This window comes from Vibrio sp. V12_P9A6T4, from assembly GCF_963874835.1.
GTDB lineage: Bacteria > Pseudomonadota > Gammaproteobacteria > Enterobacterales > Vibrionaceae > Vibrio > Vibrio anguillarum.
Window position 1 is genome coordinate 1 of the sequence record NZ_CAWNJO010000038.1, and the last position, 17155, is coordinate 17155.

At 44.3% G+C, this 17155-nt stretch carries 13 protein-coding genes; 5 read left to right on the forward strand and 8 right to left on the reverse strand.

Translation table 11 applies throughout. The features are described 5' to 3' along the window. Positions 1–265 precede the first annotated feature (265 nt). Complete coding sequence (locus tag AACQ42_RS04170) at positions 266–1516, forward strand: SGNH/GDSL hydrolase family protein (RefSeq protein WP_094133317.1); 1251 nt, start codon at positions 266–268, stop codon at positions 1514–1516. A 39-nt stretch (positions 1517–1555) separates the two neighbouring features. Here AACQ42_RS04170 and AACQ42_RS04175 read toward each other — a convergent pair whose 3' ends face one another. After that, on the reverse strand, positions 1556–2011 hold the full coding sequence (locus tag AACQ42_RS04175; protein WP_026027548.1) for an Lrp/AsnC family transcriptional regulator: 456 nt from the start codon (positions 2009–2011) through the stop codon (positions 1556–1558). Between the two features lie 149 nt (positions 2012–2160). Here AACQ42_RS04175 and AACQ42_RS04180 point away from each other — a divergent pair, with 149 nt between their 5' ends. Further along, complete coding sequence (locus AACQ42_RS04180) at positions 2161–3114, forward strand: DMT family transporter (protein WP_166537977.1); 954 nt, start codon at positions 2161–2163, stop codon at positions 3112–3114. On the opposite strand, the gene yegD is transcribed toward AACQ42_RS04180, so the two are convergent. Together yegD and AACQ42_RS04190 are read right to left on the reverse strand one after the other, a co-directional pair. Then, positions 3105–4457 (reverse strand): molecular chaperone, encoded by a 1353-nt coding sequence (gene yegD, locus AACQ42_RS04185; RefSeq protein WP_094165613.1) that lies wholly within the window; start codon positions 4455–4457, stop codon positions 3105–3107. The genes AACQ42_RS04180 and yegD overlap by 10 nt on opposite strands. Positions 4458–4564: 107 nt before the next feature. Then, complete coding sequence (locus AACQ42_RS04190; RefSeq protein ID WP_094165614.1) at positions 4565–4822, reverse strand: hypothetical protein; 258 nt, start codon at positions 4820–4822, stop codon at positions 4565–4567. Positions 4823–5167: 345 nt separating this feature from the next. On the opposite strand from AACQ42_RS04190, the gene emrD reads away from it, so the two are divergent. Further along, positions 5168–6373 carry a multidrug efflux MFS transporter EmrD gene (gene emrD, locus AACQ42_RS04195; RefSeq protein ID WP_094165615.1) on the forward strand — a complete coding sequence of 402 codons (1206 nt, stop codon included), beginning with the start codon at positions 5168–5170 and terminating at the stop codon, positions 6371–6373. Positions 6374–6472: 99 nt separating this feature from the next. Here the strand turns inward: emrD and AACQ42_RS04200 are convergent, their stop codons facing one another. Beyond that, positions 6473–7441, reverse strand: coding sequence for an ABC transporter substrate-binding protein (locus AACQ42_RS04200; RefSeq protein WP_094165616.1), 969 nt, complete (start codon positions 7439–7441; stop codon positions 6473–6475). Between the two features lie 112 nt (positions 7442–7553). Between AACQ42_RS04200 and AACQ42_RS04205 the strand changes: the two genes are divergently transcribed. Further along, a complete protein-coding gene (locus tag AACQ42_RS04205; protein ID WP_254918577.1) occupies positions 7554–9524 on the forward strand; it encodes a sensor histidine kinase in 1971 nt (656 codons plus the stop codon). A gap of 22 nt (positions 9525–9546) precedes the next feature. On the opposite strand, the gene AACQ42_RS04210 is transcribed toward AACQ42_RS04205, so the two are convergent. The 3 genes from AACQ42_RS04210 to AACQ42_RS04220 all read right to left on the reverse strand — a co-directional run bounded on the left by AACQ42_RS04210 (position 9547) and on the right by AACQ42_RS04220 (position 12998). After that, entirely contained in the window at positions 9547–10320 is a 774-nt protein-coding gene (locus AACQ42_RS04210) for an ABC transporter substrate-binding protein (RefSeq protein ID WP_094165618.1), read from the reverse strand. A 50-nt stretch (positions 10321–10370) separates the two neighbouring features. Beyond that, positions 10371–11918: a DUF3369 domain-containing protein gene (locus AACQ42_RS04215; protein WP_017048193.1), complete on the reverse strand. Its 1548-nt coding sequence runs from the start codon at positions 11916–11918 to the stop codon at positions 10371–10373. 237 nt (positions 11919–12155) lie between these two features. Next, complete coding sequence (locus AACQ42_RS04220; RefSeq protein ID WP_176429670.1) at positions 12156–12998, reverse strand: AraC family transcriptional regulator; 843 nt, start codon at positions 12996–12998, stop codon at positions 12156–12158. A 94-nt stretch (positions 12999–13092) separates the two neighbouring features. Here AACQ42_RS04220 and AACQ42_RS04225 point away from each other — a divergent pair, with 94 nt between their 5' ends. Beyond that, on the forward strand, positions 13093–14487 hold the full coding sequence (locus AACQ42_RS04225) for an MATE family efflux transporter (RefSeq protein ID WP_094163152.1): 1395 nt from the start codon (positions 13093–13095) through the stop codon (positions 14485–14487). 76 nt (positions 14488–14563) lie between these two features. Here AACQ42_RS04225 and AACQ42_RS04230 read toward each other — a convergent pair whose 3' ends face one another. Continuing rightward, positions 14564–16888, reverse strand: a complete 2325-nt coding sequence (locus AACQ42_RS04230; RefSeq protein WP_094165620.1) for a methyl-accepting chemotaxis protein — start codon at positions 16886–16888, stop codon at positions 14564–14566. Positions 16889–17155 lie beyond the last annotated feature (267 nt).

Genomic DNA, 17155 nt, shown 5'->3' on the forward strand with positions numbered 1-17155 from the left:
TATTAAACTACTGAAATTTAACATTAGGACAATTAATAAAGCAAAACCTTATTGTTATTTATCTAAATTAGGATTTATAAAAACCCTTTCGTATTTTCTTCACTGACAGTCCATTGTTTGATCTTAATACCAAATAATGCTCAGCATAGTCGTTTATTGATTGACGCTTAACACCATAAACCCAAAATAGGTCTGACCAGTTTGTTAATTTCACTTTCGCACTTATTCTTTAGTAGATACGTGCCTAAACCAATAAGAAAAAAATATGAAACTAATGACGTTATTGATGACCGCAATATTGCCACTCTCCATGGCGATTGCAGAAAATACGGATACCACCTCAGAACCAGTTACCGCTTATGGCGTAATGAATACGCAAAATAAGCAAACCTACACTTATGTACGCTGTTGGTATCGGCCCGCTGGCAATCATGATGACCCAGCAACAGATTGGGAGTGGGCATTGGATGAACAAGGAAATGACTACACCATTAGTGGTTACTGGTGGTCATCTGTGCGCTTTAAAAATATGTTTTATACCGACGCCTCACAATATGAAATAAAGCAGCGTTGTGAAGAGACACTTGGCGTCAGTCACGATTCGGCAGATATTACTTATTTCGCAGCAGACAATAGGTTCTCATACAATCATTCGATCTGGACTAACGATAAACAAAATGCCAAACCCGTCATTAATAAAATGGTGACCATAGGTGACAGCCTTTCGGATACAGGAAATATATTCAATGCGTCACAATGGAAATTTCCCAATCCTAACTCTTGGTTTTTAGGACACTTTTCCAATGGTTTGGTGTGGACAGAGTATTTAGCAAAAATGCACAATTTACCTGTATATAACTGGGCGATTGGCGGTGCCGCAGGGCGTAATCAATATATCGCGCTGACAGGTGTGAACGATCAAGTCCGCTCTTATCTAAATTACATGACAATGGCCAAAAACTACCAGCCAGAAAATACGCTCTTTACCCTTGAATTTGGCTTAAATGACTTTATGAATTACAACCGTGAAGTATATGAAGTCAAAGCAGATTTTAGCAGCGCGATGATTCGTCTTGTGGATTCAGGGGCCAAAAATATTATTCTACTCACCCTGCCCGATGCAACCAAAGCCCCGCAGTTCAAATATTCAACAGCAGAAGAGATAGCGAAAGTCAGCGCTAAGATCACCACCTTCAATGCGTTTATTCAGCAACAAGCACTGTATTATCAGATGCAAGGGGTAAATATCATCCTGTTTGATGCTCATAGCTTGTTTGAAAACCTCACAGCCAATCCACAGCAATACGGCTTTGAAAATGCAACCGATGCATGCCTCAACATCAATCGCAATTCAGCTTTAGATTACTTGTACCGTCATAGCTTAACCAATGATTGCGCTTACCATAGCTCTGACAAATACGTATTTTGGGGCGTGACGCACCCTACCACGGCCATCCATCAATTGATTGCCAACGAAATCAGTAAAAACTCTCTCGCGTCATTTCAATTTGAATAAGCACGCCTAACCTTGAAGACAGCACGCAAAGTGCTGTCTCTAGACCCAAATAGGCATCGCGGTAGCGGCTTTCACTTGACGCATGGCGAGGTGGGTATGCATATCTTTTACATTGTTGAGCCGCTGTAACTGACGCGTAAATGCTTCGTACCCAGATAAATTGGCACTAACGACTTCCAACAAGTAATCATACGCACCTGAAACCACATGGCAGCTGATCACCTCCTCCATCTCTTTGATTGCCTCTTCAAAACTATCAATGGAAGCGGCTTGATGATTATTCAGGCTAACTTCAACAAAAACCGTCATACCAACCCCGACAGCTTGCCGGCTTAAGCGAGCTTGATAGCCATCAATGATCCCGCTCTCCTCTAATCGTTTCAAGCGTCTTGCGCAGGGAGAAGGTGATAATCCAACCTTTTCTGCAAGCTCTGCGGTGCTTAAGCGTCCCTCTGTTTGTAATAAGGTCAACATGCGGCGGTCTATTCTATCCATTACTCGATCCTTGATGAAATCCACTAACATTTTGCTAATTTATAGCGGATAAGTGCTAAACCATCTAGCAATAGGGGTGAACTTGCCGGATAAAAGTAAGCCGAACCATAGATAATGGTGAGAAACCATCCATTGATGTGAATGAAATTATGATTTATGGCTACCTCGCGATAGGCACCACACTGTTATTATGGTCCGGCTTTTTCCTCTCTTTAAAGGCAGGAGCCAGCGGCCTATTAACCCCCGCGGATATTGCATTAACGCGCTTTTTACTGCCCGCTTTGTTGCTCTCTCCATTGGTTTGGAGAACTCGACATCAATTGCAAAATGTACCTATACGTTACTTAATTGGTCTATTTATTGGCTGTGGATTGCCCTATTTACTAGTGACAAGCCATGCGATGCACTACGTTCCGGTTTCTGATGGTAGCGCGCTTGTTCCGGGCGTGCTGCCGCTGTTTGTCTCGGGTATCGCGGTGTTGCTGTTTAAACAGCCGTTAAGTCGCCATCGAATAGCTGGGCTGACTTTAGTGGTGGCAGGGGTTGGTATTTTCCTCTATTCAAGTGCCACTGATTTTGAGTCAAACCGTTTGACCGGACATTTGATGTTTTTAACTGGCAGCCTGATGTGGGCAGTGTTTACGATTTGTGCGCGGGTAGCGAATTTGCATGCGCTCGTCAGCGCGGGATGGGTTGCTTTACTTTCTACTATTTTATTGGCCGTTCTAATCGCTTTAGGCATCGTCGATAGCTACTTAGCCACACACTCTTTTGCACACTGGCCGTGGAAAGAACTGGCGGGACACACACTGCTACAAGGTGTCGGGGCGGGGCTCATTGCAGCATTTACCTATTTATATGCAGTTTCAACACTCGGCGCAGAACGCTCCGCTGCCTTTGGCTCTGCAACACCAGTCGTGGCAACCTTGTTGGCGATTCCCGTTTTTGGTGAGATGCCAACGCCTTTGACTTGGATCGGATTAGGGTTGATAAGCTTAGGTAGCTTGGTTGCCAGTAATGTTTTAATGAAACACGATCATTCGCAATATTACCGGCCCCCAACGCATCAAAAACGAAGCGCTAAGCGCTCATATCAGCGATAGCAAATCTCTGCCCAACGAGCCAAACCAGCAGTCACTGAACCAAAGTAGTTACCGCTGACAACGGGTACGTGGGGCAGTTGCTGCTCTACCGCTTGGCGTAATATTGGAGAACGAGCAGAGCCGCCCGTCATAAAGATAACATCCGGCTTTACGCCACCTTGTTCAACCGCTTCTTTGACCAATTCCACCATTTTCGCTTTAGGGGATTCAATGGCGTCGATCATTTGCTCACGCTCAATTTGCACTTCGATCTGCTCAGAAAGAAGATCAAGCACCACCTGACATTGCGTAAGATCAGATAGAGCAATTTTTGCCTCTTCTGCACGGCGTACAATTTGATAGCCGAGCGTTTCAAAATAGACTTTCAGCAAACGCGCCAACTTTTCTGGTTGCTGCGCCTCTTTGTGTAGCAATTTCAATGCTGCCAAGTTTTGCTGAGCATAGAAGTCACGTTGCGCTTCCACGTTGTTAATTGCAATCGGGTTCCAAAACTGCGTGATCGGCATATCAATGCCAGAAATGGCTTTACTTCCTAATCCAAAAGAAGACATCAACTGTTTGAAAGCAATATAGATATCAAGATCATTGCCTCCGACCCGTTGGCCACTATGCGCAAGCAAACTCGCGGTGCGGTCGTCACGCCCTCGCCAACTCGGCCCCATTTTTAGCAATGAACAGTCGGTGGTTCCACCACCGATATCAACCACCAGTACGGTTTGATCTTGCACCAGAGTCGCTTCATATTCTAAGCCCGCCGCAACGGGTTCAAACTGAAAACTGATGTGCTGAAAACCGGCGCGTTTCGCCGCACGTTGTAAAATAGATTCCGCTTGTCGATTGGCCTCTTCACCACCTCGGCCATGAAAGTTAATAGGACGACCAATCACAGTATCTTGGATGGTGCGCTGAAGGTGCTGCTCTGCATTGTGCTTAATATTGACCATCATGGCGCACACCAAGTCTTCGAAAAAACTGACCTGCACATCACGTAAACCTGCCGCGCCTAGAAATGATTTAGGGGATTTAACGTAATAAATATCGCGCGGATCCTGCAGATAGAGATCGAGCGCCGCTTGGCCAAAGGCAATGTCTTGCGCGGCAAGTTCAATACTCTCTTCTCTATTCACATTGATCGCGCGGCGAAGTACTTGCTCACCAACTTTATCGCTTGGCGTAATATTGTGATGACGGAACAGATGCTCAGAAATGGACTCTCGCGTCGGGGCGCATATTGTCGAAGGAATGTAGTGGCTTTTACCTTCTATGGGTAACAATGTTGGCTGCCCATCTTGCATCATCGCGACAGAACAGTTCGCCGTTCCATAGTCAAAACCAATAAACATCGCTACCTCCTAGCATCAGAAAAAGGCCGGCGATCCTACCTTATGATTTTCACAAATACTATACCCGCTCAACTTGGACTGTCTGGCGAGAAAAGACATGGATTGGTTTACACAATCCAAGAGACGAAAAAAGACAGCAGCAGGCAGCCCACATAAGCCATTTTAATCACCTTGATATGTCGATAGTGGATAAGACAAGGTGACAAGATAAACAACGGGATCAGGACAAAAATGGGGTTCATACTGAATAGCCAGCTTAACAATACAACAGAAAGTGCATAGTAGAAGAGCCACGAATTTGGAACCGACAACTTTTTGCCAAGTCCCACTATAAATAATAATGCAGCAAGTAAAGGTAACATCATCAATCACACCTTTATGATATTAATTCTCATTTACATCAAATATTAGTCACTGTTCAGCGCAAAAGCAATAGAAAAACTAGGTACATTATCAGACACCAAGAGCCATACTCAACATAGGCATTGGAACCGTCTTTCATTTCTCTTTACCCACCCGAATAATGATTAGTTTTTCTAATTCAAATCATAGATTTTTATCTTGCTCAACTTCACACTTTTAGATTGATAAAAGCGCCTAGCCTCACTAATATCTCGCGCCGAAAGAGCGATACTTTTAACGCTGGCCATTAGTTTCATTATTCATATTGATTATATTTCGTAGTTGCACCATTGTGCAGGAGATAGACCATGTCCGCATCGTTTCCGTTAGTGAAACTCACATTTTTAATTGCGATTTTGACCGCTGTCGGCCAAATGACACAAACGATGTACGTCCCGTCCATTGGCCATATGGCGGGAGAATTTTTAGTTTCTCCTGCATCACTGCAGGCGGTCATGGCATGTTATTTAATCCCTTATGGACTATCACAATTTGTCTATGGTCCATTGTCAGACCGCCTAGGACGCAAACCGATTATTATCGCTGGGTTGCTGATTTATATTGCAGGATCGCTACTCGCATTATTTGCTCACCAATACGATTGGTTTTTGGTCGGTAGTTTTATTCAAGGGCTTGGCATTGGGTGTGGTGGCGCAATGTCTCGAACCCTTACTCGAGACTGTTTTTCAGGAGCAGAATTGCATAAGGCCAATAGCCTTATCAGCATGTGCGTTATTTTTTCGCCACTCATTGCTCCTGTTCTTGGTGGGTACTTAACAGAAAGTTTTGGCTGGCGCTCTAGTTACTTATTTTTATCCCTATTCGCGATTGCCGTGGTGATCACTATGATGACGAGTATGGTAGAAACATTGCCTAAAGCGGCTCGCAGACACGAATCGGTTGCAAACAGTTATCGCTATGTGCTGAGTGACAAACGTTTCCAAGGGTATTTAATTTGTCTCGTGGCGACTTTCTCTGGCGTCGCGGTGTTTGAAGCCGCTGCAGGTGTATTACTTGGTGGCGTTTTGCAACTGCCTGCCACCACCGTCAGCTTATTGTTTGTCTTACCGATCCCAGGTTATTTAGTTGGTGCGGCGCTATCGAGTGTGATTGCGTTGAACTTCAACGAAAAAAGCGCCTTGTATGTGGGGTTGGTAGCGATAGCATTGGGCTCATTGGTGGTGTTTGTTCCTGGAGTGTTGGGACAAACCAGCGCATTGACCTTAATCGGTGGCGCCACTGTCTATTTTCTCGGTGCGGGCATTCTCTTTCCCGCAGCGACCACTGGAGCGTTAACACCACTGCCTTACCATGCAGGAACAGGAGGTGCTGTGTTAGGCGGTATGCAAAACCTTGGGGCTGGTTTAGCCACCCTTTTAGCGTCGGCTATTCCAGCTCATGACCAGATGCCGCTTGGCGCATTGATGTTGTTGATGTCTGTGTTTGCTGTGGTTGGTTTGATTCGTGTTTACAATAAGCATGACCCATCAAATGAAATGCCATTGGCTGTTTAATACACTGTAATGAAGAAAAAGCAGACGGGCCACCGCCTCTCTGCTTTTTTATTTTAGACGTAATGCAGAATTCGACAATTCAATACAGTCCCATCAAAGTCAGTCAATCTTCATCCATCCTTCCGGTACGCTTAACCCCCAGCGTGACATTTCGCCCTGATGATAAATAGCACGCCCTTGCTGGCCGATTTGGATAGGAATGCGGCTTGCGTCTTCATTATTATTTAAAATGCGTAACACAATTTGGCTCGCCATCTCTCCTTGGTCACTAGCCGCTAACACAACACCACCCGCCGCTTTGCCCGCACCGATCGAAAAATCCCAAAAACCAAATAAAGGAACATTGGCATGCTTGTTTGTCCACGCTAATATTTTGTCAGCAGACACATTGTTTTCTTTATCGTCCACCAAGGTTTGATAAAGCCCTACAACGATAGCCCCAAATCCTTTTTCTTGAGCGGTATTAATTCGTGTCTGCCACTCTTGTTCTGTGGCCACTGACACCATCTCGGTTGCAATGCCTAAATTCTTTTCAATCATATCGGCTTGGGTTTGCATAAATTCCAACGCAATACTCGCCGTACTACCCGAATCAAATAACACCAATACTTTACGCTTATCTTTATCGAGCATCCGGCCAATTTCTCCCATGGTTTTCACATAGAGGGGGCGCTCTAAAACACCGGTCACTTTGGCTTGTCCTTGGTATTGAACCATGAATTTTCGTGGGTTTGAATTAATCCCCAAAAACACGATTGAGATTGGCTCGTTGTAGAGTTTCGGCAACATATGAACCAACGCATTGTCGTCTCCTAAAACCACTACCTGTGGTTTCAGTTGCTGATATCGGCTAAAGGCTTGTTCGGCGATTTGTGAATAACGGCTCGCTGGTACCCGTTTGGTGTCCATCTCAAAGGTATGCAGTTCGTGCGCAGGCGTTAACGACTGCTTAAGGGCGGATACATAGCTAGCGTCCCATTCATAACCTTGCTCGTAGCTCTCTATTAAGAGTACTTTTCCCGCAATCACGGGCGCACTTATCACACACAATATCCATATCCAACGCATGAACTGCCTCCAATGATTCGGCTATTTTTTATAGTGTAGTCAATAAGATGTTATTCACACTTCCCATGTGACATCTATACTCAAATTATCACTCAAAAAAATGAGAAGCAGGATGAACAAAAGCCGAACATTTAATGAAAGCATAGATAACCCACTATCGAGTCGTATTGGTCGCAGGATCATTTTTTTTCTTGTCATTTTGAGTGGTGCTGTCACCCTGATGACAACGTTAGCACAAACGTATTTCGACTATGACAGAGAGTTCGATGATGTGGCTCAGCGTCATCACGAAATAGAATTCGTTCATGCCGAACTGCTTGCCACTTCTTTATGGAATTATGATCTCGTGGCACTTCAACAGCGCTTAGATGGCTTAGTGAACTTGCCTAAAATTGATTATTTGGAAATCACGTCTGGCGGTTATCAATTCAGTGCCGGAGAAAAAGTGACGGAGCGATTGGTGGCTCACCGTTACCCAATGCTTTATATCAACCCAAAAACGGAAGCCAAAGAGCAGATTGGTGAGATCTACGTTGAGTCTAATGCCCAAGAAATCTACAACTACTTAGTCAAGCAGTTTCTACTGATATTAGTAGTGAACGCCATCAAAACGGCTTTTATTTGTTATGCCATTTTGATGATTTTCCATGAGAGCGTAAATCGACGAGTCTTCGCCATTGCTCAATACTTACGCAAGTACAACCCTCGCCATCCGCCAAAACCACTAAAACTTCCCCATAAGAAATGGATTATGGGGCATAACGATGAACTCACTTGGCTGGCCGATGAGACTAATAAAATCACCGGAAATGTAACTACGTTGTACAGTAATATAAAACTTGAACAAGAACGATTGGCCGATTTTACGGACGTCTCATCCGACTGGTTATGGGAGACGGATAGTACTGACAGGTTGATTTACACTTCCGAACCCATGCGTCAAGCTTTAGAGATCAGTGAAAATAGCAAGCCACTACTTTCAGAGATTGACTCACTGCGAGATATGAAAAAATTACTCCAGTCCATTACTAAACACTGCTCGTTTTCAATGTGTGAGGAGACAATTATCATCAATGATTGTAAGCACTATTTGATGTTTCAAGCAGTAGCACGATATGAGAAGGATATGTTTCTCGGGTTACGGGGCACAGCCATTAATATTACCGAGCTAAAACTGGCGCAGCTTGAACTACAAAAACTCAACCAAAACTTAGAGCGTCAAGTCGCCAAACGAACCTGCGATCTGGAAAACAGTATTGAGCAACTAAAAGCCACGCAAACACAGTTGATTGAATCTGAGAAATTAGCGGCTTTAGGTGGTTTAGTTGCAGGGGTGGCGCATGAAGTCAACACGCCATTAGGTATCGCGGTGACCGCAAGTTCGGTAATCATTGAGGTAACACAAGAGCTAAATAGCGCCTTCGCCAACCAAACGCTCACAAGTCAGCAGTTTTCTGAATTGATGCAGAGAATGAATGAAACCAATACGATGCTTGAAAGCAACTTAAATCGTGCTGCCAAACTGATCCGAGACTTTAAACAAACAGCGGTCGATCAGGTATCTGAGAGTCGTAGTCAATTCTCAATCCACCAAGTATTAAGCGCGCTTATCGCTAGTCTTCATCCCGAGACCAGGAAAATCCCTGTTACCCCCGTACTTGAAGGCGATGAAGGACTAACCATGAACAGCTTACCTGGAGTATTGACTCAAATAGTCTCTAATCTAGTGATGAATAGCGTCAACCACGCTTTTAGTGATGAGCAAAACCCCATCATAACCATTGCGTTCAAACAGGAAGGAGAGAATATCCTCTTAGAATATAAAGATAATGGCTGTGGCGTCGAACCAAAACTGCACCATAAAATCTTTGAACCCTTTTTTACCAGCAAAAGAGGCCGTGGCGGATCAGGGCTTGGCTTGAATCTTGTCTTTAATCTAGCGACTCAAAAATTACAAGGAAAACTAGATTTTAGTTCTAATGTTGGCCAAGGTGTTCATTACGTTTTTACTCTCCCTAAGGCTCTTGAACTTGTTAATGATGATGCTGCAATAAATGATGCAGTAATAATAGACAGAAAGTAATAATAGATAGAAAGTAAGAGGGTCAAGGTTGCCAATCATCGTAAGGACGGTGAATAGCATCATAGAGTATTTTCAATACTCCACTTTCCTCTAGTTGAGAGAGTATTCGCGTTAAGTATTGATCAACCTCATCGCCTTTAGAGCCGTGAGCAATGACAAATACATCCTTGAAATCGGCAAAGTGTTGGCGTGAAACATTCTCTAAACCTAAACTTTTCAGCGCAATATCCGCTTCTTCTTGTGCCCAGACAAATCCATCAATACGTCCAGCGGCTACTTTAAGTAGTGAAGCATTGATGCTATTTGAGCGCGCAACTTCAAAAGGTATATAGCTAGGAACGGCCTCAACGTAGTATTTATCAGGCTGGCTCCAAAGCTGTTCTGACGTGATTCGATTGGCTTTATTTGTATAAAGAACATGTGCCACTAAACCGAACGACTTCGTACTAAAACGAAATGGTAACTTTCCTTCAGGATCATCAACATAAATCGCGGGTAAGGCAAAGTCAGCTTGCTTATTAACGACCCCATGTACAGCTCGATGCAAAGGGAAAACTTCAATATGGATCTCTGTATCAGGGTCGACCTTATCCATGTACCTCACTAATTCGGCAAATGGCCCCGAACCATCCGCATTAATCAGTCCAGGGAGTTCACCAAGGTGTGCGACCATTTGTTTAGGTTCATTAAGTTTGGGATTTGAAGGATCAATTTGTGCTTGTACAAAAGGAATCTGAACGATGGCTAAGCTAGACGTACACAAGCCAACAATCGTCTTTAATTGGTTGCTTTTCACTCTATCCTACTCCCTGAAAACGGATTTATTTTTCGGTTCCAAAAAAGATTCTAGTCTGGAAACTGTTCACGAATAGTGATGAAATCATCCCAATGTGCCAACATCAGATCGACCAACATCGGATCAAAATGTTTTCCTTTTTGCGCGACAATTTCTTGTTTGATTGTCTCTTCCGGCCAAGCATCTTTATAACTGCGTTTCGAGCCAAGGGCATCAAACACATCAGCTAATGCTGTGATTCTGCCACTGATAGGAATGCCTTCACCGGCTAATTGGTTTGGGTAACCGCTTCCATCCCATTTTTCATGGTGAGAACCGGCAATCTCTTTCGCTTTGATAATTAAACTGCGTTTTGAACGACTTAAGATATCAACACCGTATTCAACGTGTTTTTGCATGATCGCCCATTCTTGAGCGTCCAATTTCCCTGGTTTATGAAGAATACTGTCAGGGATCGCCACTTTACCTACATCGTGCAGGGGTGACGCATTTTTAATCATATAAATATCCTGCTCAGGTAGGGTCATTAATGTGGCTAATTTTTCACAGATCAGAGAAACCCGCTGTACGTGAGCCCCTGTTTCTTTACTTCTGGCTTCGACGGCATTGGCTAAGTTATAAACAAGCTCCCTCGATGTTTCGCGTAAATCAAGCTGTAAATTTAAGTTTTCAAAAGTTAACCCTATGTTGTACATATAGATTTCAAGCAAGCGTTCGTCATTTTCAGATAAGCGCTCAAGCAAATTAATATAGAGTAAATTTTCTACACCACGACTGTCTGTCATATAAAGTACAGAGGCATCATCGTAGCTATGAGACATTTTGCTTTGCAGTGCAAGCTGGCAGCGCTTAGCCACTTCCGAAGGTAAGCGCGAGAAATCACAGTCAGAATAAAAATCGACAAATCCTCCAATAGCCGCCAACGTTAAAGCACACGAACCTTCGCCTTCAGATTTAGGCTGAACGATACAATAAAATGCCGATGCATGGAGTTTAAGTAAAGAAGTGAGCTGGCTCAGTACCGATTCAGCATAGGTTTGTAAGGTTGTGGTATTTTGTACCTTCGCTGAGGCTTCAATCACGCGTTTAAGCCCCTCTTTTTGCTCTTCTATCAAACAAAGATCCCGATAAGATCGCAACATCGAATAGAGCAGGGTTCTGAGTTTTTGTGTGGTAAGTTCTGTTTTCTCTTTATAGTCATCAATTTCATACTCTTGGATGACCGTATCTTCGGGGGCTTGCCCTGCTTGCCCGGTACGTAATACCAAACGAATGATTCTATTCTTACACTCTTCACGGATATGCCTAACTAAATCTAACCCCGCGTGTTCCGTCTCCATAACTACATCAACGAGCGCTAAAGCTATATCGGGCTGAGTATTCAGCACTTCTCTGGCTTCAAGACCAGACATAGCAGACAGTAGCTCTAGTGGCCGTCCTTGAAATGAAAACCCTCTTAGCGCTAAACGAGTGATCTGGTGCATCTGCTCATCATCATCGACTAGCAGTACTCGCCATGGTTTATTTTCAACACTAAGTTCATGACTCTCCTGGCTCTTTGGTTGAGCCTCTTGTCGAAAATCCGCAAACAGATCCATCGCTTATCTCTCTATATTGACAATATTCCTACTCTTATAGGTTTAGCACATAACCGTTTTGTTGGTGGTTAGAATCTAATCAATGTGATGAATAAATTGATTTTTACAAGCCATATGCTCAATGATATTGATATTTCAATCACCTTCATAAGCCGTGCTCGAGGTGCAATAATTTCATCGCGTTTAGTAGATAAAAAAGTTTATGAATGAAGAGTGCCATTTACCAATGCCGTGGAATTAATCATTTCGTTTTTTACGAAATTCTCGTGGTGTGCAATGGCTCCATACCTTAAAACGAGTACTAAAGTTTGCTGGGTTAGGATAGCCGACAATGTCACCGACATGTTGGATTGGCCAGTCGGTAGAAACAAGCAAACGAGCGGCGTACTCCATACGCATTCGCGTTAAGTGGGCTTTAGGACTGTGGCCAAAGTGCTGCTGACATAAACGATGCAAATGAGCTTGCGAGCAAGGAAATAATGCGGCGAGATTTTCTATTGTCCAATCTTTATGCAGCTGGCTCTGGACACGCTGAAAGACGCGATTTAAACGCAACAAAGTACGCGAGAGCGGCAGTTCAATCGGTGCTCGGAGCATGATTTCTATCTGTTCAACAATACGTTGCCCGACCTGCTCACCAAGCTCAGCAGGCAGTGTTAAGGTTCGCAGTAGCGCTTGAATACTCGCATACATGACCGCAGCGATAGGCGTTAATGTGTAATGTATTTCTTCTTTTACGGTGTTTTTCCAATGACGCTGTGGTGCAAGAAAGATCCACACCACTTGCCACTCTTCTTCTTCAATTCCAAAACCATTTTCGACACCCGCTGGTACCACAATTAATGAGCTCGGTTCCAGTAAGTAACGGTCACTCCCACTCGCAAGCCAACCTTTTCCCTTCACCGTGTATAACAGCATATGCACGCTCTGATTTTTCCGATAAACAGAAAACATTTCGCGGCAGGTTGCAATTCCGCATTGCACAATGCCGCTTTGCTCCAATGCTAAGACGCGACTTTGGTCAATAAATTCTTGATGTGTTTTATCTGAGATGGAATACCGTTCTTGCTTGTCTGACATATGAGAGTTTGGCAAAAGTTATAGAGGTATTGAGAGAATACAAAAATTACGATTCGATTTACACTTGCCGCATATCAAAATGAGGTAATGCACCATGTTTATGACTCCCTTTCATCAGCTAGACCGTCAATTTTGGCGCAAATTGATCGATATTGGCGTACCGGTATCCCTCCAGTCAATGCTGTTTTCACTGTTAGGTGTAGTGGATATTTTTATGGTCAGCCAATTAGGTGAATCCGCTACGGCGGCCGTTGGTGTTGGCAACCGAATATTTTTCTTTAATCTCATCGTTATTGTTGGCGCTAGCGGTGCAGTAAGCGTGTTAGCTTCGCAATATTTTGGTGCAGGTAACATCGAGGGCATAAAACGGACATTGGCTCAGTCTTGGATAGTGGCTCTGCTGTTTACACTCCCCTTTATGCTGCTCTATTTGTGGATACCTCAGTCTGTTGTTTCTTTAGTGGCCAATGATGCTCAATACGTCACACTAGCCACGGATTATTTATGGATCACAGCACTTAGCTTATTTTGTACCGCATTAGTAGTGCCACTAGAGAGCGCACTACGTTCTGTCGGCGTGGCAAAGTTGCCAACTCAAGTAAGCATTCTCGCCATCATTATTAACGCTGTCTTAAACGCTTTACTCATCTTTGGCCTGTTCGGCTTTCCAGAATTGGGGGTTGTGGGTGCAGCGATTGGCACAAGCATCTCACGCGGCTGCCAAACCATGCTGCTTTTTTGGCAAGTAAAGCGACATTACGCTCATCTATTGCCCAATCGCGAAAACTGGCAGCAAGCAAAAATGAAACACCATAGACAGCGCTATTTTAAAGTCGCAAGGCCAATGATTATTCACGATTCAGCATGGGCGGCTGGCATTTTGATTTACAACGTTATTGTCGGCCAGTTGGGCGTTTCTGAACTTGCGATTATCTCACTGCTTTCCCCCATTGAAAGTGTACTCATTTCCGCCTTTCTTGGATTTGCCGTGGCCGCCTCTATCTTGCTTGGACATGAAATTGGTGCACAGCGTTACGAGCGTGCCGCGCAGACTTCTTGGTGGTATGTACTTACTAGCTGCGGGCTGGCGTTGCTGCTGGCATTGTTCTGCTTTTTGGCTGAACCTTGGATTTACGCTTTGATCGAAAAAAGTCCACTGCATGATACACAAATGGCCGTGAATGTTTGCTTAGTAATGGCGTTTGGGATGGTACTACGGGTATTTAATATGGTCGGTATCGGTGGCGTGTTAAAAAGTGGCGGCGATATTAACTACAGTATTTTCATTGACTTATTTGGCCAATGGGCGATTGGCATTCCGTTGGCTTATTACACAGGGTTGGTTCTTGGCTGGCCTTTGCATTGGGTTATGATGGTTATTATGCTTGAAGAGGCCGTCAAAATTATCCTTACAACACAACGGATCCATTCCAAACGTTGGATCAATAACTTGGTCAACGAGACAGAGCCTTCAACGCTCAAAGCATAGTTAAACTGAGTATAACTCTATGCTTGGAGCGAACGTAACCAACACAGTTGCTGATTAAGTAGGAAATGTCTTAGCGTTACGCCTTATATTTGAACTGAGCAATCTCACTATTTAGTGTCTCTGCTTGCCCAGAAAGGTCGGTAAGCACTCCATCAACATCATTCACCTGCCCAGAAACCGACAGTGAGGCATCAGCAATCGAAGTAATACTGCTGCTGATTTCATCCGTTACTGATTTTTGCTCTTCTGTCGCGGCAGCAATTTGCACATTCATGTCATTCAGTTCGGTTAACATCGACATGATTTGAGCAAGCATATCCGTATTCAAATGGCAGGTTTCAACCCCTTTCACCACGGTTTTATTGGCCTTTTCAATTCCTTGCGACACACTGTTTATTTCATGTTGTAGCGAATCGATTTTTTTACGGATCTCTTCAGTCGAAGTCTGCGTGCGCCCTGCTAATGATCGCACTTCATCGGCAACGACCGCAAAACCACGACCCTGCTCGCCAGCACGTGCTGCTTCAATCGCCGCATTAAGGGCCAGTAAGTTGGTCTGCTCGGCGATACCTTGGATAACATCAAGCACTTCAGCAATAGAATTACTTTCACTATGGAGCCGCTCAATAGCTTCCACCGCCATCTTCATCTCATCGCTCAACAAACTGATTTCATTTCCCAACGCTTCCCCGACGTCGACACTTTGTGACCCTGTATCATTAGCTGATTTCACATAATCGGCAGCTCGGCTAGCAAACTGCGCTACCTCGCCAATTGAAGCACTCATTTGATTTACCGCCGCCGCGACCGATTCTGTTCTCATACTCTGCTCGGCAACAGCGCCTCGCGTGCTCTCCATATTGGAAGACATACGATGAGTGCTGCCGTTGAGTGACTCCGTCGCCCGCGCAAACTGCTCAATGGTTTTCTGTAAGCTGCTAAATAGCTGGTTAAAGGCAACCGCAACTTCCGCCATTTCATCTTTACCCTTTTCACTTAAACGCGCGGTTAAATCATTCTCCTGATTAATCCGATGCAGCTCTAACGACGCACTGCGGATAGGTTTGGATATACCACTTCCTACGACGTAAGAAATAAAGAGTGAGAGCACCACAAGAACAGCAATGCTAATCAACACCGTCTGCAGTACTGAACGCTCTAAAGTCGAGACATCTTGTAACGCCTCAGATTGATCGATTTCAGTTAATATAGCCCATTTTTGTCCCAAAACATCCAGAGGTGCGTAGGCCGAAAGTACTTCAACATTGCGATAGTCTTTGATGGTTTCTAGGCCTTGTCCACCCGCCAATGCCTGTCGTACCGCGTCGGTCTTGATGCGTTGACGCCCAATGGCCGAACCCTTGGTTTTGATTTGATCAATGGTGGCTGGCTCAACACCAATATCAGTTAAGGTTTGAAAGTATTGCTCAGGATCTTCTAATAAAAACCGTGATTGACTGCGCAATAAACCATCTTGCCCCACGAGGTAAGTTTCTCCACTTTTACCGAGCCCCGCATCAGCCCAGCTACCACCAAATGTCATGATGTTGTTGATCACATCGATCGGCATCTGAAAGATCAGCGTGCCTACCCGCTGCTGTTCTTTGAAAATTGGGGCCGAAATAAACGAAGCCGCTGCCTCATAGGAAGGATAATAAGGTGCAAAATCTTCGAGGTAGGATTGCCCCTCTTGCAAGTTTTTTGCTTTAGCAAATGCATGGCCTAGCCCCGAATTTTGATATGCGCCAGTTGATAAATTGGTCGCAAAATCCAGTTCTTTAAACACGGTATAAACCACGTTGCCTGACAAATCGACAAGGAAAATATCGTAATAGCCAAACGCTTCTAAAAATCGCCTAAATGAGGCGTGATAACGCCGGTGAGCTTCATCATAGCTGCTGCCCAATGAATCAAAATCCAAGTGATGTTTGGATCCAAGCTCGTTAGGGTTTACGCCGATGTAGCGAGCCTGCAGTGCTTTTCCCTGCTCTGAAAGCTGTGCAAACGCACCAAGTTCATTTGGCTGACTGCCACTGTTTTCCTGACGGTAAGTACGACCAAACTGATCACGATAATACCGTCCTAGCGCATCCATATCTTGGGGCGTTATACGGTGGGCAGGATAACGAGAGAACGAACGAGTAAAAGAATCCATTGCTTCTTGAGTCGATACCTCGGAAGACAAGGTCTCAATTTGCAGACGGATCTGTTTGAAATAGTTAGTTATTTCACTCTTTTTGATTTCGCGTACGGAGGTAAGTTGATTTGCGGCTCGGTCATAAAGTGCTTGGCTTGAGAGCTCTGATGCTCGCCACCCAACAAAACCACCGCTGATTACCACGCCAACTGAACACAAGATAGTACATGCCGCAATGATTTTCGTTGATATTTTCATAGTCAAACCCTACGCATAGAAATGAACAACTTTTTGTAAAGCCATCGTCGCCCCCAGCCACTGGGTTTATATGAAATTTGTATTATGAGCTTTTCAAAGTGTAGGTCACGGTTTGGCTTTTGCGTAGAAAAACGACCGGATACATCCAAACAACTTGTTGAAGTTGCAGGTAGGCGGTAAGTGAGCTCATCCCCATGAGCACAAGTAAACTCTATGCTGGGTTAAGCAAACGTAGCCAGCACTGCTGCAGCTTCAAGTGCACAACGAAGGGAA